Source organism: Luteibacter sp. SG786 (assembly GCF_011759605.1).
Classification (GTDB): Bacteria; Pseudomonadota; Gammaproteobacteria; order Xanthomonadales; family Rhodanobacteraceae; genus Luteibacter.
This window is the reverse complement of the sequence record NZ_JAAOYX010000002.1, coordinates 875036-896278: the sequence shown is the minus strand read 5'-3', so window position 1 is coordinate 896278 and position 21243 is coordinate 875036. Positions and strand designations below refer to the sequence as shown.

Genomic DNA, 21243 nt, shown 5'->3' with positions numbered 1-21243 from the left:
CCGCCCGGCTCAGTATGGCCGCACCGTACTCGCGTTTGAGTTGTCGCTAACCCGATCTAGTGACTTGCCCCCATTGACCCTTGAATCGACGCGCCGTGGGGCAGAGGCTCAATGGGTCCCGAGGGGGTCACTTTGGCATAGCGGATCTGGGCAGCTGTCGGCGTCCAAAATCTGGGTTCAAGACTCTCCCAAGCTTGGGAGCTAGCTATCGCTACGCTCATTCACTCCGTCCGGGACCAATGCTCGCCCAAGCTTCAGTCCCAGACCCGAATCGACGAGCCGCGCCCCGGATAGCCAAACCATCGTCACTCTGACCGGCTCTGGCAGGGACCGGCCAGTCCCCGTTTAGCGTCTGCCTTGCCTACCACCGTGGGTGGCGCAATTGGGTCCGAGGCTAGGTAGGAACGACCCATCGCCTGCTAATGTACTTGGAAACCGATTCAATCTCGGGGAATAACGAGCGCGAATTGATGTTTATTTGATCGAGCTCATCGATGATCGATGACTTGCACCTAGATGGAATTACAATTTGATGAGCCACAACGCCCGACGATTTTTCGAGACCATCGAAGCGTAAGATACCCGCGGCCACAAACGCGCCAGATTGTGCGATGACTCTTCTGTTTGTCTTCTCGGGATAGACGAAGAAATATTTCGCCACATCGACCGGCTTGATTACATTTAGAAAGTAGGGCTTCTCAACCCGGACGAATTGAATCAAACGCTCGACCGGCGCGAGTTGGCGAAAAGCCGTTACTTTTGACTTCGTCCACGGGCCGCCTTCCCTGTAAGCTGCCCGAATTCTCTGAAGTTCGCTATGCGATAGCTTCGCAAGATTACAAATAACGCTCACGGCATCACTGTCGGCGAACTTCACTCGATCTTCGTTGAAGTCGAAGATATGTACTACCCCGTCCGCACTGCCGGTGTCACAACAAGCGAAATAGATAGCGACTAAGGGATTCATCGTGACATCGAGCAGCCGGGTCGGTAAACCATAGTGCTGAGCGCGCACCAATTTCGAGAACATGGATTTGTCAGTTCCGAATTCGAGCGGCGCCTCAACCATCAACTCGCTGAGGATCGCTGGCTCAGCACCCTCGCGATAATCACGTAGGATCGCCGGCCTGACCTTCCACTCACGACAATCTTGCCCTCGAAAGCAACGCGTGTGCGTCGCATTTTTCTCCAGCTTCAAGATCGTCCTGAGAAAGCTTGTTAAGTCGCGCGCCTCGATACCCTCGCTTCGTCCATTTCTTTTCAAAGAACCCGTTGCCAATCCGATACCCCCATTGGTTTGGTGACCAAGCCGGATGCCGATCATATTCGCAAATCAAGACCAACCCATAGGTCGTCCGTCCAACTCGACCTTGTATCGCGTCTCTAGCGAGGGTCTTTCGACTCGAGATATAACGCCACGCTCTATCAATCGCTGGATTTGCAATGCTGCAATCTTCTCTACGCTCGCATGATCAAGCCTCGCGCCTAACATACTCGCGTAAGGACGAAAAATTGGAGTGCTCACTAGACGGCGGTAGTATCCCGAGGACAGCATATCGATTACCCGGTAAATATCGCCTGCCGTAATCTCGCTTATGTGCCCCGCACTTCTCGCCCCTTCGCTCATCAGAGCCTCCCAGATAACGCTGAGGCACGCGTCGGAGCTCCAGTACTCAACAGCTGATTCGGTTCGCCGCTCCCCATACCAAGTCATTGCAAAAAACATCGCACTCAGCATCACAGCAGAAAGCAAGACAATCGATGCGTCCGGCGAACTTACGAATCGTCCAATCAGTGGATTGCTTCCGAATTTTTCCGGGAAGGTCAGCAGGCACAAACAGATGGCGCCAAATACTGAGGAACCGATCCGAGGCAAAAGAGCACGCCTCGAAACGTAGGATCGAGAATCCGATATCAAGTTGGCGCGAAGTTGTGTCGTACTTTCAGTCTCGGAGCTACGAACTGCCTTTACAATGGCTGCGACCAAGACTGGCATGTTCGACACAGATATCAATTCCTGTGTCGAGACCGATTGGCTTTCAATAAAGGCTAGCGCACTACTCGCGCGAAGATATCGATCCTTGTCAGACTCGCTTGCAAACTCACCGCCTGACTTGTCGGGATGTAGCGACGTTATCATCCGCCGCAACTCTTCACACACTTCGTCCCTTCCGAGGACCTCAGGGGCGATGTTCAGTTCGTGTTTGATATGTGCGAGCGATCTCCAAGGCTCCATTCTTGCGACTCCGCGTCCCATAAGATGCTCTCTATGTTCGGCAAAAGGTTCAAATACTTGAACGGATTCGACGGACTGCCTGTGGCCCAGCCGCTACCGCGGGGCGCGACGCGACGGGCTTGGTAAGCTGTTCTCAGCGCATAGTGTGAATCGGCCCGGCGGTCGTACTCGACTCTTCCCGAGATCGCAACGCCGATCGAGGCCGAGTCAAGATGAGCGAAAGCCAGGATGCCCGCCGCGCTCCGTCGATATCTGCTGCGCAGCGCCGCGCAGGCCCGCGAGCGGATTCTTCACCTCATGCGCCAACCCGCGCAGCGTGGCCGACAAGGGCGTGGCAGCGGGCGTCAGATCGGGCGTCAGGGGATGCACTTCGACCAGGACCCGCTCCTCCGCGACCGGCTGCATCGTGACGTCCGCCACCAAGTCCCGGCCCCGCCCCACGTGGAAGGCGGTTCCACGCAGGTAGAAGGCTCGGCCTTCGCTCAGGGTACGAGCGAGGTGAGGAAGGAGCGCGGGGTAGCGCAGCAAGGCCGAGAGGTTCTGGCCGACGGCCGTCCGGGATCCCACGTCGAGCATCTCGCCCAGCGCAGGGTTGAGCCATTGCATCCGGCCGTCGGGCTCGACCAGAGCCAGGCCTGTACTCAGGAGGATGAGAAGTTCGGTGTCTTCGGGTGCAGGCATTGCACCAATTTAGGGAACTGATGGGTGCAGTGCAACAGAGAATTGATGGCCACGTGTGGACAAAACAGCAAAGTCGGAAGCTAGCATTCAACCTTGCTGACCGCCAGCAACTTCTCTTTCTAATCCATCGGTTGCGTGAATATCGACGGTCAGCTCTTGGTGCGCTCTTAGGGCGCGCATGCGGGGTAGGGCCGAACAATCCTCGACTTCACAGAGCTTGCGCCGCACCGCCTGCAGTGGGCGTTCTGCTGTGCGGCCAATACCCGTACTCAAGTCGCTTGGATTGGCCGACCACACGGCGAGATATCGCTGAGCCGTTGCATGACTGTGGTAGTCGCTTGCAGATGGCCGCAGCTGCTGCATCGTCGACACCACCCGGCCCCAATCGAAACCTTTAATCGTCTGATTTTGTTGGATGTCCTTTGCTTATGGGGAAAATGGAGCGAATTGAGCTACGGTTGATCTGTTCCCTGTCGGAGGCGCCATGGATAGCTTGTCGATTTCATCGGAGTACCAGGCAAAGAGCGGCGATCTTGCCAGGTTACTGCGCGGAGTTGTGCATCAGCTTGAGCATTTGGCGACGCTGGGATAGCCTTGGGAACACCAATCGAAGGCAGGGTAAAGACCCTTACATCGATCATTGAGAAGCGAGGCCGGAAGGATACCGACTTAGAATCCGTGACGGACTTTAGAGATCTAATTGGAACGCGGATCACACTGCTGTTTCATCGCGACATTGCTACCGTTGATAGACTCGTACAGGAAACGTTTGATTTAATCGAACGTATCGACAAGGCCGAAGAATTGGAATCATCGCAATTCGGCTATCAGTCACTGCATTTTGTACTGAAAGTTAAAGAGAACTGGCTGTCATCGGTACCCAGTTTTAAAGGCCTAGAGGGCTACGTATTTGAGCTCCAGCTTCGCACGCTCGCTCAGCATATCTGGGCTGTCGCGTCGCACAAGCTTCAGTACAAGCGCGAAGCCAGCGTACCGTCTCACCTGCGGCGCTCAATTAATCGAGTTTCCGCGTTGCTCGAGATGGTCGACCTAGAATTCGACCGGGTGCTCTCCGAGCGAGAGCAATATATAAGCGAACCTTCAGACGAAGATTCGCACTTGAATGTCGACCTTCTTGCTTCTGTTCTCGACCTGCTCCTCCCCGAACAGAACAAAGACGAGGATAGTGAACCGTACGATGAACTTCTCGCAGAACTCGCTGCTGTCGGGATCGACACTGTTGGAAAGCTTACCGACCTCCTAACCGAAACTCGAGTTAGCCGAGAGGCGCACGAGGCAAAGAGAGCCGTAGAAGACCCAATGGACGACCCGGATTCGAGCTGGGAACGGACGCTATCCCGACACCGTCGTGGCGTTTTCTTCACTCACGCTGGGCTGGTCAGAATTTCACTGGACGAGAAATATGGGAATGATGGTATGCGTGCGCTGCGATGGAAAGCCCGCCGACAGGCTTCCTGATTGCGATGTACCACTGGGTTCGACATTCCGCGCATAACCTTGACGCGCCCATCGGACGAGACGAGGGAAAATCTCTATGAAAATCTTTATAAGCTCTCTGATCGCAGGCATGGAGGCGTATCGCGCCGCAGCGAAGTCCGCCATTGAAAGCCTTGGTTTCGAGGCCGTTATGGCGGAAGACTTTGGCGCACAACCGGCCTCGCCCCAAGTTGCGTGTCTGCAGGGTCTTCGCTCAAGCGACGCCGTTGTGCTCATCCTTGGTGACCGATATGGATACCCCCAGCATTCCGGGCTCTCGCCAACTCATGAGGAGTTTCGCGAGGCGCGTGAAACACGGCCCATTTTCGCGTTCAAGCTCGCCGGGATTGTCCCGGAGGCGGACCAGCAGATCCTCATCGAAGAGGCTGGCGGTTGGAGCACTGGGCTGTTCCGTGAGGAGATAGACTCGCCCACAGCGCTCGGTCGTCTCGTTACACAACGCCTACACGAGTGGACCGTTGCCCGATCGGCCGGGACTGTCGACGAGCAAGACCTCGTCAACACCGCGCTGGGCGCACTCCCGGAGCGCCGACGCGGCTTTTACACTGGCGGCCAAAGCATAGCGATTGCAGTCGCCGGCGGGCCACGTCAAGCTGTCCTTCGTCCTTCGGACATGGACTCGAGGGATCTGCACGACGCCATCAAGCAGGCGATGCTCTTTGGGCCGCGCAAGCTCTTTGCGGATGTCCGTTCCCTTGATGCCGCCGTTGATAGCGGCAAGCTCGTGCTGCGCTACGATGGCGGCAAAGCGCAGGTGAGTATTGACGGTCGTGGCACGATGTTCATCATGGTCCCTCTGACGCCACGTGAGCATGGTCTTGTCATGATTGAAGAAGATGTACGGAGCACAATAGATTCGGCATTTTCATTTGCCGATTGGATAATCGAAAAAATCGACAGCACCCAAAGGCTAACGCATGTAGCTCCGATTGTTGCCTTTTTGGGCGACAACATCGGCACTTGGATGTCGGAACAGGAATTCAACTCGCGATCAACGCTCAGCGGATATCCAATGAACATGAATGACGTTCATCAGCCCGTCGTTCTTGAGCCGCCATCCCGGCCGCGCCCCGCGCTGCGCCACCAGCGACCGGCGCTCGTCGACGATTTCGTCGCACTGCTGCGCCGCCAGATGAATACACGATAGATCAGATCGCACGAGAGGCGTATCTAAGGGGCGATGTTGCCCCCTTTGTCGGACAAGCGTCTTTTCGATGGAATAGGAGCCGAGCCCGCTCCCAGCATCGACGTGTGACTGCCATTCCCGGACCATGGCAGATACAGGCCAGCCCAAAGGCGCCTGATTAGTCCTTGGACACGGAGCCTTCTTCGACGCTCCAAACGCTTCGCGGTTTACCCGTGGGATCAAAAAGGGAAAAGCGTCCCCCTCGACCCTTCGCCGTCATTTCGAACAGGCTCACATCACCGATGGCCGCATCTGCATATTCCAGGACAAACGTGGCTGACCGGTTCTTCTCGTCGACATACATGCCGATGGCGTCCCGGTCAGGGTAGTCAAAGGAAATGGCCCCGCGTCCATTGCTCAGCCATGAGATTCCGCCCCGCTCGTCCCCTGCGGCGTTATGGATAAAGAGGCCTACGGAATCTCCGATTCGCTGGAAGTTGGCCGGGACTTTGCCCTGGATCTGCGGCGTGAAGGATTGCCCAACGGTCAGCCGGTCGTGTCCCTGTTCGTCAAGGAACAGCATGGCAACGGACCCAGCGTCGTGGCGGATTCGGTTGGGAACATCTGGAAAGGGGGCGCTCATGACAATGCGCGCCCGTCCTTGCGCGTCGTCGACAACCAGGCCCCGTACGTGAACGACGTCGGGTTGCCTGTTTGGACCGGCAACTGCAAACGCCCCACTTAGCACCATCGACACCACAAAGAGGCCGATGCAAAGGAAGGTCAGACGGCGATTCTTCCGTTCCAGTTGCAACAGCCTGGCTTCAATGTCCAATTTCATGCTGCCTACTCGCCCAATGGATTTCCTTGGACGCGCGGCAGCACAGAATGGTTTAGCGATGGCGTCAGCCTAGAACTCGCGCCAATCGCCCATCGGCGCGGCCGCCGCAAGCCTGCTTGCCGGGGCGGCCTTCGGGGTGCTAACCGTCTGGCGAGCTTCCACCGCCGCAGCGGGACGTGGGCGACTGACCGGGGCATCGCCGCCCTCCACTGTGAAGAAGGCAACCTGCGACGTCAGTTCACGGGCAAGTTCGAGTGCGTGGCGGCTCGAGGCGCTGGCTTGCTCCACCAGCGCGGCGTTCTGCTGGGTGACATCGTCAAGAGCGGCAACAGCGCTGTTGACCTGTTCGACGCCGGCGGACTGTTCCTGGGAGGCGGCGGCGATCTCGTTGACGATATCGGCCACGCGCGTTGCGCTTCCCTGGATGACCGATAGTGCATGCCCCGTACGGCCGACCAGGTCGGCTCCGGAATCGATCCTTTCGACCGTCCGGCCGATGAGGGCTTTGATGTCCTTCGCCGCGGTGGCACTGCGTTGCGCAAGGTTGCGGACCTCAGACGCCACCACCGCAAAGCCCCGGCCCTGGTCCCCTGCGCGAGCGGCTTCCACAGCGGCATTCAGCGCAAGGAGGTTCGTCTGGAACGCGATCTCGTCGATCAGCACGGCAATCTCGCCAATATTCCGGCTGGCGTCCGTGATCTGCTTCATGGCCTCGACCGCGTCGCTTGCCACGCGGCTGCCTTCCACCGCGTCACCGCGGAGATCGTTGGAGATTTGCTTGGCGAGCGATGCACCCTCGGCGTTTTGCTTGATGGTCGAGGAGATCTCTTCCATGGAGGCCGCCGTCTCCTCCAGGGAAGAGGCCTGCTCCTGGGTACGACTGGAGAGATCGTCATTGCCGGCAGAGATGTCCTTGGCCGCGCTTTCCACCTGCGCGGCGTTGTCACGGACGGAGCCCACGATGCGCGCCAGGTTGTCGTCCATGTCCTTCAACGCGTTGAGCATCCTGCCCAGGTCGTCCGTACGGGTGACGGCAAACGACTCGCCGAGACGCCCCGCCGCAATGCGGGCTGCGACCGCGGAGGCTTCGCGCAGTGGCGTCAGGACGCTGCGCACCAGAACGATCGCCACGCCGAGGATAAGCAGCACCGCAAATGCACCGCCCCCCAGCAACACGCCGATAGCGCGGCCATGTGTTTTCGCAGCCTCGAGGGCACGGGCGTCGAGGAGTGTCGATTCGGTGGCAGCGAAGTCATGCAGCAGACCACGCAAGGCGTCCATCCCGGCCTTGCCCTTGCCCTGCCGCTCGAATGCCATGGCGTCGTTGCTCGATGTTCCAGGGTTTGCCTGCTTTTGCAATGCAAGCGCAGGGTCGATGGCATCGGCCAGCCAGCCCCGGTATCCCGCGTCGATGGCGTCAAGGCGCTTCTGTTGAACGGGATTGTCGGCGGTGAGCTTGCGGAGGCTGGCAAACGCCGACTCGTAATCCTTTTGCCCCTGTTGCAGAGGCTCGAGCGAGGCCTCCTTTCCCGTGATGAGGTAGCCGCGCTGGCCGGTCTCGATGTTGGTCAAGGAGGTCAGAAGGCTGGATTCGACGCGGAGCACCTCGTTGGTGTGAACGTCCATGCGATTGCTCTCTTGCATGGAGCCGAGGCATAGGTAGACGATCGTCACGAACGCGATCACGATACCGGCGATGGACGCAAAACCGCCGAAAATCAGCTTGTTGCGCGAAGCTAGTCTAAGAAGTTCCATATGAATCCAGGGGAGCGCGAGGGGCAGTCGCGCGGGTCGATGAGAATGATGGCGCTTTGGGTGCGTCGATGCGCCCGATATGGGAACGGACGTTTCGCCGCGCCAATAAATGCCCCTCCATGGGGCGGTTATCGACAAATCCACCACCGTCCTTTAGGGAAATGTGCAAATTCGGCCAATGACGGGAGCGAACGGGCGCGTCCCTCGACAGGAGCCACTCTGATCCGTCGTCGCGACCGACGACCGGGGAATGCAGATGGCTCGGTGAAAGATGCTCTCTCGGCCGGCTTATTGGCGACGCATGACGGAATTCGAGATCAGGCCGTGCCTGTCGAGCTGGATGAACACCTGCTGCGCGCCGTGTTCGTGTTGAACGTCGTAGATATCCCAGCCGTAGTCCGTCACACCTTCGAACTTATAGGACTGCACCGGACCGAGGCGCGCGAGGTAGTCCCCTACCTGTGCATGGTTGCGTGCGAAGATCCGCGCGGCTGCGGGGTCCAGTCCTTCGTCGCCTTCCGGATTGTTCAGAATGAGGCGCAACGCTTTCTCGCTGTCAGGGAAGGGTTTCTGTTCCTTGACCCTGGTCGCGAGGTCGTCGCGAATCCTGTCCGCCGTTGCCCTATCGACACGAGGCGCGTCGATGGCGACATTGCCGTGCTCGCGCACCACCACGGATGCGACCCGGCCATCGGCCCCTTTCACGAAATCAAGCGTGACATCGATCGCCGGCACGGCGAATTCATGCTCGCCGACGGCGGAAACGTCGATCGTGCCCTGCGCCAGGAACTGGCCGATCGGCGCCACGGTCAGCCCGTTTCCCTTGCGCTCCACGGTGAGCAGCGAATAGTCGCTGAGCGCATAAAAGCCGGCGTAGGTATCGAGGATGGCCGGATCTGTCGCAGGCGCATGGTTGGCGGGCTGTCCGGTTGACACCGGAGGCGTTACCTGCGCGGCGAAGACGGCCATGCCGAGCGCCAGGCTGATCATGGCGAATGATGAAGCCCTTGCCCATTTGCGCGGCGTGGAAAGCATGATCCTTATCCTCCGCTCCAGAAACGATTTCGATTCGGACATCGCCGTCACCGCGGCCACGTACTCGGACTGGTTCTGGCCAACCTGGATCAGTGTTTCGCAGTAGTCGCGGACATCGCCGCCGTCGCGCAGCACTCGCGCATCGCAATCGACTTCGATAGCGCAACGAAGGCGGTGGAACTGCCACCAGAGCAACGGGCTCCATGGCATCGATACGAGGAGAGCCATCGCCACCGCGACAAGCAACGGATCGCATGCGGCCAGGTGCGATTGCTCATGGGCCATGATGTATCGCTGCTGCTCGGGCGATTCTTCCAGCACCCACGCCGGTATCACCACGCGCGATCGCACCAGACCCACGACGGCGGGGCCGACATCGGCGGAAACGAGCACCGGCACGCCACACGAGGTGCCCGGTATCCAGCGACGTTTGCGCCGGTGGAACGACACCGTGGTCACGCCCAGGAACAGCAGCAGCGTGCACGAACTGGCCAGCCAGATATCCGCCAGCATCGTGTCGATGCGCGTCGAGGACGCGTAGGAGGTCGCCCCGCTCCAGTCGATTGCCTTGGCTGCAAGAGGGATCGACGTGGCATCGCCCAGCAACAGAGGTTCTGCGGCCCCCTTGGCCGTTGCGGATGTTTCGGGCGACACCCACGACCGCGGTATGGAGATCGTTGCCATGGCAACCGGCAAGACGATCGACCCCGCAATCGCCGCGATCCACACGCCACGGGTGGGCAGGCGGCGATGCTTCGCGGCCTGTTCGGCCAGCAGCGCGGCACCGCCGAGCACCAGGGCGACGAGAACGGCGTAGATCATCCAGGCAAGCATCAGGGCTTGTCCTTGTCGCTTCCTTCCGCCAGCAACTTGCGCATGCGCGCGATTTGTTCGGGGGTGAGCTTCTGGTCCGACACCAGGTGCGTGAACAGCAACTCCGCGGAGCCCTTGAACAGCTTGTCCGTCAGGTGCTGCAGCGCGTTCTTGCGCGCCGCCTGCTGTTTCACGCTGGCGAAATAGCGATGCCCTCGACCTTCCTCTTCGTAGCCGACATAACCCTTCGCCTGCAACGTGCGCAGCACGGTAAGCACTGTGGTGTACGCGAGCTTGTCGGTCAGGCGCTCGCGTACCTCCGACACCAGCGAGGGGCCGTGGTCCCACAGCACCTGCATGATGTCCGCCTCGCGGTCGGTGAGCGAGATCTTCATGGCGCTTCCCTCGGACGATACCTACTAGCGGTTTAGTAGATATAGGCCAGTGCCCAGCGCCTGTCAACTATAACCTTAGTAGATGGTCGGAGGCTCGTTAGCTGTTTTGGGCTCATTAGCTGTACAGCTAATGAAGTTTATACGACTAACCTTAGATAAATATATGATATTAGCTGTACAGCTAATCAGGCCATTTTAGCTAATCAAGGAGCCGGTCATGACTCAGCTTCCCAGCGACTCTTCAGAACTTACCCTCGCCAATGCGGTGCAAATCGCGTTGCGCAGGGCCACCCGGGGGGAACTGGCAATGCTGGAGTTCGAGCACCTGCTGGCTCCGGGCAAGCGCCTGGACCTCCGTATGCGCCTGATAGTCGACGGTGGGCCAGTGGACTTCGCCATTGAGTTGGTGGGACAGGCTTACCCCCGGGACATTGCCCGGGCAATCGACTTGGTGAAAAGCGCGCAACCCGACGGCGACGTTCCGGTCATTCCGTTGGTCGCTGCCGAGGCACTGAGCCCAGGCGCCAAGGAGCTGCTGCGCCAGGAGGATATCGCCTACTTCGACCGGCGGGGCACCCTCCATCTGCGCTGGCGACACTGGATCATCGACATCCAGCAGACCGAAGCCAAGGCTGCGCCGAGCGCGAAGCATGGAGCCCTGAATCTGTTCACGGGCGCCCGCGCAGGTGTCGTACTCGCCGTGCTCCACTCCCGCGGCGAATGGTTGCATGTCACTGAACTCGCCGCCATGGCGCAGACAACGGGCTTTACGTGCTCTAAGGTTCTGCAGGAACTAGAGCTTCTGGAGTGGTGCGAATCGGAAGGCTCCGGCCGTACTCGGCGTCGACGCCTCGTCAAGCCCAATGCGTTGCTCGATGCCTGGGCTCAGGCATGGCCTCCGAAGAAGGAGAAGCGCTCGCACTGGTACTGCTTTGCCCCCCCGACGCCGGGAGGTGTGCAGCGGCGCTTGTCCGACGCGCTCCAGAAGTCCTCGCCATCATTCCCGTGGGCGTTTACCGGCGCCACCCCGGCCAATGTCTACGCCCCTCTTCTCACGGCAGTCAGCGACGCCGAAATCATTGTCCCGCCCGGACACGCAGCGCGGTTTGCGGAACGACTCGGTTTAGAGCCCGCAGACAAGGGGTTCAACGTCACGATTATTGAACGCGACGCTTCAAGCCTCCTGTTCCGCAAAGATGACGCTGATGGTATGTGGTCTGCCAGCCCGTTTATCCTCTACCTCGACCTGCTCGACGGACGAGGCAGGAACAAGGAACTCGCCGAGAACGTCCGGGCAAAGATGGAGTTGGGAAGGGATGGGATCGGAGAGTAAGCCGCGCACGGCGGACGGATACGACGAAGCGATCACTGAAGCGTGCGAGACAGCCCTGCTCACGCTGCTCGGGGCATTTGGAACACTGAGCGATGACCTGAGGCTCATAGGCGGGCTCGCCCCGCGTTACCTGACGCCGGCTAAGCCACCGCTGGTACCTGCCCATGCGGGCACGACCGACGTGGACGTCGTTCTGGACCTTGCCGTCATCACCGAAGGACACGACTACGGCTCCCTGGCGTCGCAGCTTTCCCGAGCCGGATTCCAACGCAACTTCGAGAATAATAAGTTCTCGTCCTGGCAGTGGCGACTTCAGATCGGGTCTATATCGGTGCTAGTCGAACTCTTGAGCGATGGCGGCACCGCGCTCACTACAAAGCAGGTTCAACTCGCTGGTGAGGATATATCCACCATGGCGATGCCTCACGCGGGCATCGCGCGCGACTGGTACATCACGCACGAGCTGACCGGCCAGCCCCTTGGCAGTGGGGAACTCACGCGCAAAAACTATGTGGCCGACGTGGCGGCCTTCGTCATCCTCAAGGCCATTGCCCTCAACAAACGCTATGAGCCGAAGGACGCTGGAGATCTCATCCACGTGCTGACTTACGCCGCTGGCATTGAAGAGATCGCGCGTATGTTTGTGGAGCGCAAACTGTCCGGGCTGCACGATGCCGCGATCGATGCCGGATTGGAGGCACTGCACTTCTCGTTCGTCAATCAGGCGCGCCCGGAGCGGTCCCCCTTCTGCGACGGGCCGGTGAAGTACGCCGGATTCCACCATGGCAACGCTGATGAAGACACACGCATGGAAGCGCAGCGCTATGCGGCGGGCCTCGTGGCAAGGTTTCTTGCCGAGTACAAGCGGCAACTCAGGGACGCGATCGGGGCTTGAAGCGGCCCTGAGCGCAGGCGGCGGCTCGCCCCGATTTCCCAGCGTCAGCGACCACGCCACCGACTCATTCCAGCGGCCTCACCCAGATGTTCCGGAAGCTGATCGGCTGGGAGTGATCGCCATGCGCCTGCAGCTTGATGGGCGCATCGGTATAGGCCTTGTACTTGGGCTTGCCGATGTAGAAGGTTTCGCCGGTGAGTTCGGTGTGGTTCTGCACGAGCACACCGTTGTGGAACAGCGTGACGTAGGCCGGCGATTTCACCGAACCATCGGCGGCGAAGACCGGGGCCGTCCACACGATGTCGTAGGTCTGCCATTCGCCGGGGCGGCGTGCGGCGTTCACGAGGGGAGCGGCCTGCTTGTAGATACTCGCGGCCTGCCCGTTGACGTAGGTCTTGTTCTCGAACGAATCCATGATCTGGACTTCGTAGCCTTCGTCGCCGGGGCCGGTGGAAGCAAGGAACACGCCGCTGTTGCCGCGGCCCTGCCCTTCACCAGTGATGTCCTTCGGAATCTGCCATTCCAGGTGCAGCTGGTAGCTGCGGAAGCGCTGCTTCGTCTGGATGTTGCCCGTGGTCTTGTCCACCGTGACCACGCCGTCGTGCACCTTCCAGCGTGCCGGGGAGTGATCTTTCGAAGCTTCCCAACCGGAAAGATCGCGACCGTCGAACAGCACCACGGCATCGGAGGGCGGCGCGTTTTCCTTCGCACCCGGCGTCACGACCTTGGGTACCGGTTCCCATTGCTCCGTGGCCTTCGGGTCGTCCTGCGCCGATGCGCACGGCGAGCCGGCCATGGAGATGGCGAAAACGGCGAGGGCTGTCGAGGTGAGGTGCTTCATCGGCGCTCCTGGATAAATGTCATACCGCGCAAATTCTGAATGCGTCGGCAAACGAGGCGAAGGGGTCGGGGCCGGCAGGCATGAATTCGTGGGCGATGAAACCCTGGAAATTCAGGTCCGCGATGGCGGTGGCGATGGCGCGGTAGTTGAGTTCCTGCGTGCCGTCGATCTCGTGGCGCCCGGGAACACCGCCGGTGTGGAAGTGACCGAGCCACTGGAAGTTGTCGCGGATGGTGCGGATCACGTCGCCTTCCGAGATCTGCATATGGTAGATGTCGTAAAGCAGCTTCACGCTGGGCGAGTTCACGCCCTTGCACACCGCCACGCCGAACGCCGTGTGGTCGCCCTGGTAGCCGTGGTGGTCCACCTTGCTGTTCAGCAGCTCCACGTGGAGCGTGATACCGTTCTCTTCCGCATACGGCGCAATCTTCGAAAGCCCGGCAACGCAGTTGTCGATGGCTTGCTTGTCATCGATGCCGGCCGTGCGGTTGCCGAACATGGTGATCAGGTTCTTCACGCCAGCTCGCTTCGCGAGGGGAATCGTGGTTTCGATTTCCTTGATGAGCGTGGCGTGGTTCTTCGGATCGTTGAACCCCATCGTGATGAAGTTTTCGCGCTTGGCGGGATACCCCATGGACACGGCCAGGCCGTGGTCCGTCACCACCGACCATTCGTCCGTGTAAAGAAGGTCCACGCCGGCAAAGCCCATGGACTTCAGGCGTTTGCACAGTTCGGGCAGCGGTGCCTTGGACGTCCAGCGGCTGAGCGACTGCTTCAGGCGCCCGGGGCCCGCCTTGCCCGCCGCAGCCTTGCCGGCGGTCGTATCGGCTGAAGCGATCAGCGGCGCGGCGCCCAGCGCGGCGGCGGCCGTGGCGAGATGCCCCAGCATGGCGCGACGGCGGTTGTCGGGAAGGTTGTCCGATGTGGTCATTCGAGCCCCAGGATGGTGCGGTTGAAGGCACGGTCACTGCCGCTCGAAGCGAAATCGTCGAAAGCGCGCTCGGTGACCTTGATGATGTGCTTGCGAATGAACGGCGCACCTTCCATCGCGCCTTGCTGTGAATCCTTGATGCAGCACTCCCACTCGAGCACGGCCCAGCCGGGATAGTCGTACTGCGCCAGCTTGCTGAAGATCGCGCCGAAATCGATCTGTCCGTCGCCCAGCGACCGGAAGCGGCCCGGCCGGTCAATCCAGCCCTGGTAACCGCCATACACGCCCGAGCGTCCGTTGGGCCGGAACTCGGCGTCCTTCACGTGGAAGGCGCGGATGCGCTCATGGTAGTTGTCGATGAACTGCAGGTAGTCCATCTGCTGCAGCACCATGTGGCTCGGGTCGAACAGGATGTTGGCGCGGGGATGGTGATCCACCGCATCGAGGAACCGCTCGAAGGTGGCGCCGTCGTGCAGGTCTTCGCCGGGGTGCAATTCATAGCAGACGTCCACGCCCACTTCGTCGAACGCGTCGAGAATCGGCTTCCAACGCCGGCCCAGTTCCGCGAAGGCTTCCTCGACCAGCCCGGCAGGACGCTGTGGCCACGGATAGAACAGGTGCCAGGCCAGCGCGCCGGAGAACGTGGCGTGGGCCGTCAGGCCCAGATGGCTGCTTGCCTTGGCCGCGAGTTTCAGTTGCTGCACTGCCCATGCCTGACGCTCGCGCGCATTGCCGCGAAGCGCAGGGGGAGCGAAACCGTCGAACAGGCGGTCGTACGCCGGATGCGATGCGACCAGCTGCCCTTGCAGATGGGTGGACAACTCGGTGACCACCAGCCCGTGCTCGGCGAGCGTGCCGGCGATGTCGTCGCAGTACGTCTTGCTCTGCGCCGCCTGTTCCAGGTCGAACAGGCGGGTATCGTTGGACGGAATCTGCACGCCCACGAAACCGAGCGACGACGCCCAGCGCGCGATCGACGGCAGCGTGTCGAACGGCGACTCGTCCGATGCGTACTGGGCAAGGAAGATGCCTGGGCCCTTGAGTGTCTTCATGTCAGATCTTCAGTGACGTCTCGACAGCCCAGGCCTTGCCGTTGCCTGCCTGCTTCAGCGGGATGTCGCCCTTCCAGGCGCCCGGCACCGGATCGTACTGGAGCACCTGCGTGCAGCCCGGCTGCGAGAGGAAGAAACCGAGCATCGCGAGTTTCTTGCTCATCAGCACGAAGTCGGCTTCGGGCGCGAGCTTGCTGCCCTTGGGCGCCATGACGGCTTCATTGTGCAACCGGGTTACCAGCGCGGTGCGCTGGGCGGGGTCCAGATGCATGAACGGCTTGCCCCCCGCCTTGTCGAAGGCCGCCATGGCGGTGAGGTAGCGCGTCTGCTCCTCCTTCGTGTACACCGCTTCGAACATCTGGTCGATGAAGAGCGGCACACCCGCGTCCACCGCGCCCGGCGTATCGGTGCGCGGAATCACGATGTCCGATACGGCACCGATCAGACCGTACTGCGCAGGCTTGAAGAACTGTGGCGTCTTTCCCGGCGTCTGTGATGCCGCGTGCGCCTCCAACACGGCCAGCAACGAGGGCGCCGCGAGGGCTCCCAGGGCCAGCGCGGACATGCTTTTCAACCATTCGCGACGATTCATGGGTTCGATTCCTCAGATGTTGCCGCGCTTCAGTTCTTCCACGGCGTGGCTGGCCGCACGTGCGGTCAACGCCATGTAGGTCAGGGACGGGTTCTGGCAACCGGACGAAGCCATGGCCGAGCCGTCGGTGATGTACACGTTCTTGCAGGCGTGCATCTGATTCCAGGCGTTGAGCACCGAGGTCTTCGGATCGCGGCCCATGCGCGCGGTGCCCATCTCGTGGATGCCGGCGCCGACATTGGCCGGGATGCTGAACGAATTCACGTCGCGATAGCCCGCGGCCGTCATCATCTCCATGGCATCGTCGATGATCGCCTTGGTGATCATGCGCTCGTTTTCCTGATGCGCCGCGTCGAAGTTCAGGACGGGCAGGCCGTACTTGTCCTTGTGATTCCTGTCCAGCGTCACGTAGTTCTTGTGCGAGGGCAGCATCTCGCCGAAGCCCATCATCGAGACGTACCACGGGCCCGGCTCCTGCGCGGCCTGCTTGAGCTCCGCACCCAGCGCCTTGTCGTCGACCAGTCGGGTCCAGTCCTGACGGCCGGCGCCACCCTGGTAGCCGAACCCGCGCAGATACTTTTGCTTGTCGCTGCCGATGTTGCGGTAACGCGGAATGTAGAAGCCGTTGGGGCGGCGACCGGAGTAGTAGCGGTCCTCGTGGCCTTCGACCATGGCGCGCGCGCCGTTGCCGAAGATGTGATCCATGATGTTGTGGCCCAGCTCGCCGCTGTCGTTGCCGAAGCCATTCGGGAAGCGGCTGGACGTGGAGTTCATCAGGATGTGCGTGGTGCCGAAGGTCGAGGCGCACATGAAGATCACGCGCGCGAAGTACTCGGTCTGGTGGCCCGTCTCGGCATCCAGCACACGCACGCCGGTGGCCTTGCCCTTGTCGTTGTCGTAGATCAGCTCGTAGACGATGGCGTTGGTCACCATGGTCATGTTGCCGGTGCGCTCGGCGGACGGCAGCGTGGACGAATTGCTGCTGAAATACCCGCCGAACGGACAACCGCGCATGCACAGGTTGCGGTACTGGCAGGTGCCGCGCTGCGGGCTCTGGTCGTGCTTCAGCGGCGCGGAAAGGTTGGCGGTGCGGCCGATGATGAGCTTGCGGTTGAACTTGGCGTCCAGCTTGCCCTGGAAGTCCTTCTCCACGCAGTTGAGTTCCATCGGCGGAAGGAAGTCGCCGTCCGGAAGCTGCGCGAGGTGGTCGTTGTTGCCGCTGACGCCGATGAAGTGTTCGACGTAGTCGTACCAGGGCGCGAGATCCTTGTAGCGGATCGGCCAATCCACGCCCACGCCCTCCTTGCCGTTGGCTTCCAGGTCCATCTCGCTCAGGCGGTAGCTCTGCCGCCCCCACATGAGGGAGCGGCCGCCGACGTGGTAGCCGCGGAACCAGTCGAAGGGTTTCGTTTCCTCATACGGATTGTCGATGTCGTCGACGAACCAGTGCTTGGTGGACTGCGTAATGCCATAGAACGACGGGCGCGTGTGCTTGGGCCAGCGGGCGATGTCTGCCTGGGTCGGCTCGTCGCCGTAAGGCAGTTCCCAGGGCGCCTTCATGGCCGTCGGGTAATCCAGGTGTTTGACCATGGGGCCGCGGTCGAGCACGAGCGTCTTGAGGCCCTTCTCGGTCAGTTCCTTGGCGGCCCAGCCGCCGCTGACACCGGTACCGACGACGATGGCGTCGAATGTGTTCTTTTCCATGCCTTTCCCTTCAGCGCAGCGGGCGCAGGTAGTCGTAGTCGACGCGCGCGGCGTCAAGAGAGCTCATGCGGGCGAACGGCCCCTCCTGTTCGACGAAGCAGTGCTTCAGTCCGGAGGCGTCGGCTGCCGCCATGATCGGTTTGTAGTCGAGTTCCCCGTGACCGAGCTCGGCCCCGGGATAGTCCATGCTATGGCCCGGCAGGAAATCCTTGGCGTGCATCAGCGGGATGCGCCCGGGGTTGGCCTTGAAGTAGTCGGCCGGGTTCTTGCCGCCTGCGGCAACCCAGCCGCAGTCGAGTTCGAAGTGCACCAGCGACTTGTCGGTTTCCTTCAACAGCACGTCGTAGAACACCTGCCCGCCGCCGACGTCGGTGAATTCGAGATGGTGGTTGTGGTACGCGTACCGCAAGCCCGCCTTGCGGGCCTTCTCGCCCAGGCGGTTGGCGTATTCGGCGGTGCGCTTGGCGTCGTCGAGCGAATACGCCGGCTCGCCCGACTTCTTCGCTTCCTTCTGCATGATCGACGGCAGCATGCTGCTCACGATGTATGTCGCGCCCAGCGTGTGCGCCGCCTCCACACCCGCGTCGAAGCCGACATCGTCGAAGTGCATGCTCGGGCACGCCAGGCCGGCTTCCTTCAACTGGTCGCGCAGCACCTTGGCCGTGCTCGTGAGGATGGCCTCGATCTCGGTGTATCCGATCGACCTCAGGGTCTTGAGCGTGCCGGTGGGATCGCTCTTGTAGGCGTCGAGCACCATATAGAGCTGGATACCCATCCCCTTGCCCTTCGCCGCGGCGGCAAGAAGCCTTCCCGGCGCGGCAAGACCGACCCCTAGCGCCGCGCCGCACAGAGCGGAGCGCGCGAGGAACTGCCTACGATTCATCATGAGGGAGTCTCCGAAAAATCAATGGGTGCCGACGACGGCAGCGGATGCGGAGGCCTTGCGGTCCTTGAAGAGCAGGACGAACAGGGCGAAGACGAAGGCGGCGAAGGTGCCGGCGATGATCCAGATGGCATGCCAGTCGTGCGTCGCATCGGGGCGCGTATAGGTCTGCACCACGATGCCGGACAGCCAGGAGCCGACGAACATGCCGAGACCGTAGGTCAGGAAGGTGATGAGCCCCTGCGTCGCCGCGCGCAATGCGGGAGGCGCTTCGCGGTCGATGTAGATCTGGCCCACCACGAAGAAGAAGTCGAAGCAGACGCCGTGCAGCACGATGCCGAGCCAGAGCATCCACATCAGTTCGCCGGTGCCGCCGAACGCGAACAGGCCGTAACGCACCACCCACGCGAGCATGCCCACGGCCAGCATCCACTTCACGCCCAGGCGGCGGAAGAACCAGGGAATGAGGAGCATGAAGAACAGCTCCGACATCTGGCCGCCGGTCATCTTGCCCGCGGCGTTGACCACGCCGGCCTCATTGAGGAAGAGGTTGGTGAAGGCGTAGTAGAACTGCAGCGGGATGCAGATCAGGAACGACGCAAGAGCGAACACCGCCATCGAGCGTTCGCGGAGCAGGTGCAGCGATTCCAGCGGCAACACGTGGCGCCATTCGAAACGGGTGTTGCGTGCCAGCGGCGGCGTCGGAGGCAGGGTGAAGCAGTAGCCCGCCAGCACCACCGAGAGGGCGGCGGCCAGGAGGAGCGGCGACGCGGTCGCTTCCACGCCCCATGCGCCGACGGCCAGGCCCACGACGATCCAGCCGATGCTGCCGAACACGCGGATAGCGCCAAACTCTTCCTGCGGATCCTTGATGTGCCGCATGGCCAGCGACGCGGTCAACGCCAGGGTCGGCATGTAGCAGAGGCTATAGGCCAGCAGGGGAATGTAGACCAGCGTAAAGGTGGTCTGTTGCGCCGCGACCGCCAGCAATACCGCGCCCAGGAGGTGCAGCAGGGTGAGCACGCGGCGCGTGTCGAACAGGCGGTCGGCAAGCAACCCCACGAACAGCGGCGAGATGATCGCACCGACGGCGGTGGTGCCCGCGACGGCGCCGATCTCGGTACCAGTGAAGTGCAGCGTCTTGCCGAGCCAGGTGCCGACCGTGACGTACCATGCGCCCCAGATCCCGAACTCGAACAGCATCATCGTTCTAAGGCGCCACTTCATCCGCATTTCCTCGTTGTGCGTTTGGTTTCGAGTGGGTTCTCGACCGGTTGCCACAGGCCGCCGGCGGCGTGGCTCTTCAGCATCGCGTCCACCAGCAGGCTGTTGCGATAGCCATCGGCGAAGGTGGGCAGCGCGACCGGCTTAGCCTCCGGACGGGCGCCGCCGCGGATCCAGGCATACGCATCGGCGATCACGTTGCGGAACGCGTCCGCCCATGCTTCCGGGTGGCCGGCCGGCAGGTGTGCGTAGCCTCGGACGGAAGGCTCCAGCAGCGAGGGATCGCGCGTGAGCACGGTGTTCGCCTTCGCGTGATGCCCCATCCAGAGTTCGTTGGGCTGTTCCTGACGCCACGCCAGCGAACCTTCGCGGCCGTTCACTTCCAGCCGTAGATCGTTCTTGTGGCCGGGGAGCACCTGGCCCACGGTGACGCAGCCGCGCGCGCCGTTGTCGAACCGGAGCAGCACGCTGGCCAGATCTTCGCTGGTGATCTTGCGTCGCTTGCCGGCAGATTTCGCTGCACCGGCGAACGCTTTCGCCGAAGTGTCCGGCGCTTCGCGCACGGGCACCACCGTGTGCAGGTCGGCCAGCACGGCGACGATGCGGGCGCCCGTCACGTGCTCGGCCAAATCGCACCAGTGCGAGCCGATGTCTCCCAGCGCGGAACTCGCACCGCCCAGCTTGGGATCGAGGCGCCACGTATACGCGCGCTCGTCGGTAAGCCAGTCCTGCAGGTAGCAACCGTGCACGAACACGCTCTGGCCGATCTTGCCCTTGGCGATCATCGCGCGCGCCTGTTGCACGAGCGGGTAGCCGCGGTAGTTGAACGTGACGACATGCGCGACGTTCGCCTTCTGCGCGGCTTCGTAAAGTTCGCGCGCCTCTTGCATCGTGGCCGCGAGGGGCTTGTCGGAAATCACGTGCTTGCCGGCGCGCAACGCCGCCAGCGAGACTTCCCGGTGCAAATGGTTCGGCGTGGTGTTGTGCACGACGTGCACGGCGGGGTCGGCGAGCAGCTCGCGGTAGCCCGCATACGCCTGCCCGGCGTTCAGTTCGCGGGCCCGCTTCTTCGCGGATTCGAGGCTGGAACCGGCGATGCCGATCACCTCGACATTGCCCAGACGCCGCACGGCGTCGAGATGGTGCGCGGCGATGAAGCCCGGACCGACGAGTCCCATGCCGAGCTTCATCGATCGATTGTCCTGGCGCTTGTCGATACCGACTGGCTTGCCATGTCTTCCCCCGACGACCCTGCGCCGTCGAAATGTATTCGATTACATCCACTTCCCTTCGAAGAGCCAAAACCCTTCCCTGGTGTGGATTCGTAAGTTCCCCCGGGTGCCTGCTGGCAGGCTGCCCCGAACATGCCAAGATGTAGCAGATGGGTG

General features: G+C 61.4%; 18 protein-coding genes. 4 read left to right on the top strand and 14 right to left on the bottom strand.

Annotated features, from left to right (window positions below):
* Positions 1-394: 394 nt before the first annotated feature.
* Together FHS47_RS15790 and FHS47_RS15785 are read right to left on the bottom strand one after the other, a co-directional pair.
* On the bottom strand, positions 395-1324 hold the full coding sequence (locus tag FHS47_RS15790) for an FRG domain-containing protein (RefSeq protein ID WP_167029991.1): 930 nt from the start codon (positions 1322-1324) through the stop codon (positions 395-397).
* A 1119-nt stretch (positions 1325-2443) separates the two neighbouring features.
* Complete coding sequence (locus FHS47_RS15785) at positions 2444-2917, bottom strand: hypothetical protein (RefSeq protein ID WP_167029988.1); 474 nt, start codon at positions 2915-2917, stop codon at positions 2444-2446.
* Between the two features lie 594 nt (positions 2918-3511).
* On the opposite strand from FHS47_RS15785, the gene FHS47_RS15780 reads away from it, so the two are divergent.
* Positions 3512-4396 carry a hypothetical protein gene (locus FHS47_RS15780; protein WP_167029985.1) on the top strand — a complete coding sequence of 295 codons (885 nt, stop codon included), beginning with the start codon at positions 3512-3514 and terminating at the stop codon, positions 4394-4396.
* A gap of 76 nt (positions 4397-4472) precedes the next feature.
* Entirely contained in the window at positions 4473-5582 is a 1110-nt protein-coding gene (locus tag FHS47_RS15775) for a DUF4062 domain-containing protein (protein ID WP_167029982.1), read from the top strand.
* A gap of 157 nt (positions 5583-5739) precedes the next feature.
* Here the strand turns inward: FHS47_RS15775 and FHS47_RS15770 are convergent, their stop codons facing one another.
* From FHS47_RS15770 to FHS47_RS15755, 4 genes are all read right to left on the bottom strand, one after another.
* Positions 5740-6402: a hypothetical protein gene (locus FHS47_RS15770; RefSeq protein ID WP_167029979.1), complete on the bottom strand. Its 663-nt coding sequence runs from the start codon at positions 6400-6402 to the stop codon at positions 5740-5742.
* Between the two features lie 69 nt (positions 6403-6471).
* On the bottom strand, positions 6472-8157 hold the full coding sequence (locus tag FHS47_RS15765; protein ID WP_167029976.1) for a methyl-accepting chemotaxis protein: 1686 nt from the start codon (positions 8155-8157) through the stop codon (positions 6472-6474).
* Positions 8158-8445: 288 nt separating this feature from the next.
* On the bottom strand, positions 8446-10026 hold the full coding sequence (locus FHS47_RS15760; protein ID WP_167029972.1) for a M56 family metallopeptidase: 1581 nt from the start codon (positions 10024-10026) through the stop codon (positions 8446-8448).
* Positions 10026-10400: a BlaI/MecI/CopY family transcriptional regulator gene (locus FHS47_RS15755; RefSeq protein WP_167029969.1), complete on the bottom strand. Its 375-nt coding sequence runs from the start codon at positions 10398-10400 to the stop codon at positions 10026-10028. Before FHS47_RS15755 ends, FHS47_RS15760 begins: the two co-directional genes overlap by 1 nt.
* 217 nt (positions 10401-10617) lie before the next feature.
* Here FHS47_RS15755 and FHS47_RS15750 point away from each other — a divergent pair, with 217 nt between their 5' ends.
* Both FHS47_RS15750 and FHS47_RS15745 read left to right on the top strand, forming a co-directional pair.
* Positions 10618-11733 carry a type IV toxin-antitoxin system AbiEi family antitoxin gene (locus FHS47_RS15750; protein ID WP_167029966.1) on the top strand — a complete coding sequence of 372 codons (1116 nt, stop codon included), beginning with the start codon at positions 10618-10620 and terminating at the stop codon, positions 11731-11733.
* Positions 11717-12628 (top strand): hypothetical protein, encoded by a 912-nt coding sequence (locus FHS47_RS15745; RefSeq protein ID WP_167029963.1) that lies wholly within the window; start codon positions 11717-11719, stop codon positions 12626-12628. The genes FHS47_RS15750 and FHS47_RS15745 overlap by 17 nt, the downstream gene beginning before the upstream one ends.
* Positions 12629-12692: 64 nt before the next feature.
* Here FHS47_RS15745 and FHS47_RS15740 read toward each other — a convergent pair whose 3' ends face one another.
* From FHS47_RS15740 to FHS47_RS15705, 8 genes are read right to left on the bottom strand one after another with little or no spacing between them, the layout of a single operon-like run.
* Positions 12693-13469, bottom strand: a complete 777-nt coding sequence (locus tag FHS47_RS15740; protein WP_167029960.1) for a DUF1080 domain-containing protein — start codon at positions 13467-13469, stop codon at positions 12693-12695.
* A gap of 19 nt (positions 13470-13488) precedes the next feature.
* Positions 13489-14400 carry a TIM barrel protein gene (locus FHS47_RS15735; protein ID WP_167029958.1) on the bottom strand — a complete coding sequence of 304 codons (912 nt, stop codon included), beginning with the start codon at positions 14398-14400 and terminating at the stop codon, positions 13489-13491.
* Positions 14397-15452, bottom strand: a complete 1056-nt coding sequence (locus FHS47_RS15730) for a sugar phosphate isomerase/epimerase (protein ID WP_167029955.1) — start codon at positions 15450-15452, stop codon at positions 14397-14399. The genes FHS47_RS15735 and FHS47_RS15730 overlap by 4 nt, the downstream gene beginning before the upstream one ends.
* Before the next feature lies 1 nt (position 15453).
* A complete protein-coding gene (locus FHS47_RS15725; RefSeq protein ID WP_167029952.1) occupies positions 15454-16044 on the bottom strand; it encodes a gluconate 2-dehydrogenase subunit 3 family protein in 591 nt (196 codons plus the stop codon).
* Between the two features lie 12 nt (positions 16045-16056).
* On the bottom strand, positions 16057-17748 hold the full coding sequence (locus FHS47_RS15720) for a GMC family oxidoreductase (protein ID WP_167029949.1): 1692 nt from the start codon (positions 17746-17748) through the stop codon (positions 16057-16059).
* 10 nt (positions 17749-17758) lie between these two features.
* Complete coding sequence (locus tag FHS47_RS15715; RefSeq protein ID WP_167029946.1) at positions 17759-18634, bottom strand: sugar phosphate isomerase/epimerase; 876 nt, start codon at positions 18632-18634, stop codon at positions 17759-17761.
* A gap of 18 nt (positions 18635-18652) precedes the next feature.
* Entirely contained in the window at positions 18653-19858 is a 1206-nt protein-coding gene (locus FHS47_RS15710; RefSeq protein ID WP_167029943.1) for an MFS transporter, read from the bottom strand.
* Positions 19855-21045, bottom strand: a complete 1191-nt coding sequence (locus FHS47_RS15705) for a Gfo/Idh/MocA family oxidoreductase (protein ID WP_208382063.1) — start codon at positions 21043-21045, stop codon at positions 19855-19857. The genes FHS47_RS15710 and FHS47_RS15705 overlap by 4 nt, the downstream gene beginning before the upstream one ends.
* Positions 21046-21243 lie beyond the last annotated feature (198 nt).

Excerpts from the sequence above, each read along its gene's own strand:
- FHS47_RS15790 (WP_167029991.1), bottom strand. The coding sequence starts at position 1,324 with ATGATCGGCATCCGGCTTGGTCACCAAACCAATGGGGGTATCGGATTG.
- FHS47_RS15785 (WP_167029988.1), bottom strand. The coding sequence starts at position 2,917 with ATGCCTGCACCCGAAGACACCGAACTTCTCATCCTCCTGAGTACAGGC.
- FHS47_RS15775 (WP_167029982.1), top strand. The coding sequence starts at position 4,473 with ATGAAAATCTTTATAAGCTCTCTGATCGCAGGCATGGAGGCGTATCGC.
- FHS47_RS15770 (WP_167029979.1), bottom strand. The coding sequence starts at position 6,402 with ATGAAATTGGACATTGAAGCCAGGCTGTTGCAACTGGAACGGAAGAAT.
- FHS47_RS15765 (WP_167029976.1), bottom strand. The coding sequence starts at position 8,157 with ATGGAACTTCTTAGACTAGCTTCGCGCAACAAGCTGATTTTCGGCGGT.
- FHS47_RS15760 (WP_167029972.1), bottom strand. The coding sequence starts at position 10,026 with ATGCTTGCCTGGATGATCTACGCCGTTCTCGTCGCCCTGGTGCTCGGC.
- FHS47_RS15755 (WP_167029969.1), bottom strand. The coding sequence starts at position 10,400 with ATGAAGATCTCGCTCACCGACCGCGAGGCGGACATCATGCAGGTGCTG.
- FHS47_RS15750 (WP_167029966.1), top strand. The coding sequence starts at position 10,618 with ATGACTCAGCTTCCCAGCGACTCTTCAGAACTTACCCTCGCCAATGCG.
- FHS47_RS15745 (WP_167029963.1), top strand. The coding sequence starts at position 11,717 with ATGGGATCGGAGAGTAAGCCGCGCACGGCGGACGGATACGACGAAGCG.
- FHS47_RS15740 (WP_167029960.1), bottom strand. The coding sequence starts at position 13,469 with ATGAAGCACCTCACCTCGACAGCCCTCGCCGTTTTCGCCATCTCCATG.
- FHS47_RS15735 (WP_167029958.1), bottom strand. The coding sequence starts at position 14,400 with ATGACCACATCGGACAACCTTCCCGACAACCGCCGTCGCGCCATGCTG.
- FHS47_RS15730 (WP_167029955.1), bottom strand. The coding sequence starts at position 15,452 with ATGAAGACACTCAAGGGCCCAGGCATCTTCCTTGCCCAGTACGCATCG.
- FHS47_RS15725 (WP_167029952.1), bottom strand. The coding sequence starts at position 16,044 with ATGAATCGTCGCGAATGGTTGAAAAGCATGTCCGCGCTGGCCCTGGGA.
- FHS47_RS15720 (WP_167029949.1), bottom strand. The coding sequence starts at position 17,748 with ATGGAAAAGAACACATTCGACGCCATCGTCGTCGGTACCGGTGTCAGC.
- FHS47_RS15715 (WP_167029946.1), bottom strand. The coding sequence starts at position 18,634 with ATGATGAATCGTAGGCAGTTCCTCGCGCGCTCCGCTCTGTGCGGCGCG.
- FHS47_RS15710 (WP_167029943.1), bottom strand. The coding sequence starts at position 19,858 with ATGAAGTGGCGCCTTAGAACGATGATGCTGTTCGAGTTCGGGATCTGG.
- FHS47_RS15705 (WP_208382063.1), bottom strand. The coding sequence starts at position 21,045 with ATGAAGCTCGGCATGGGACTCGTCGGTCCGGGCTTCATCGCCGCGCAC.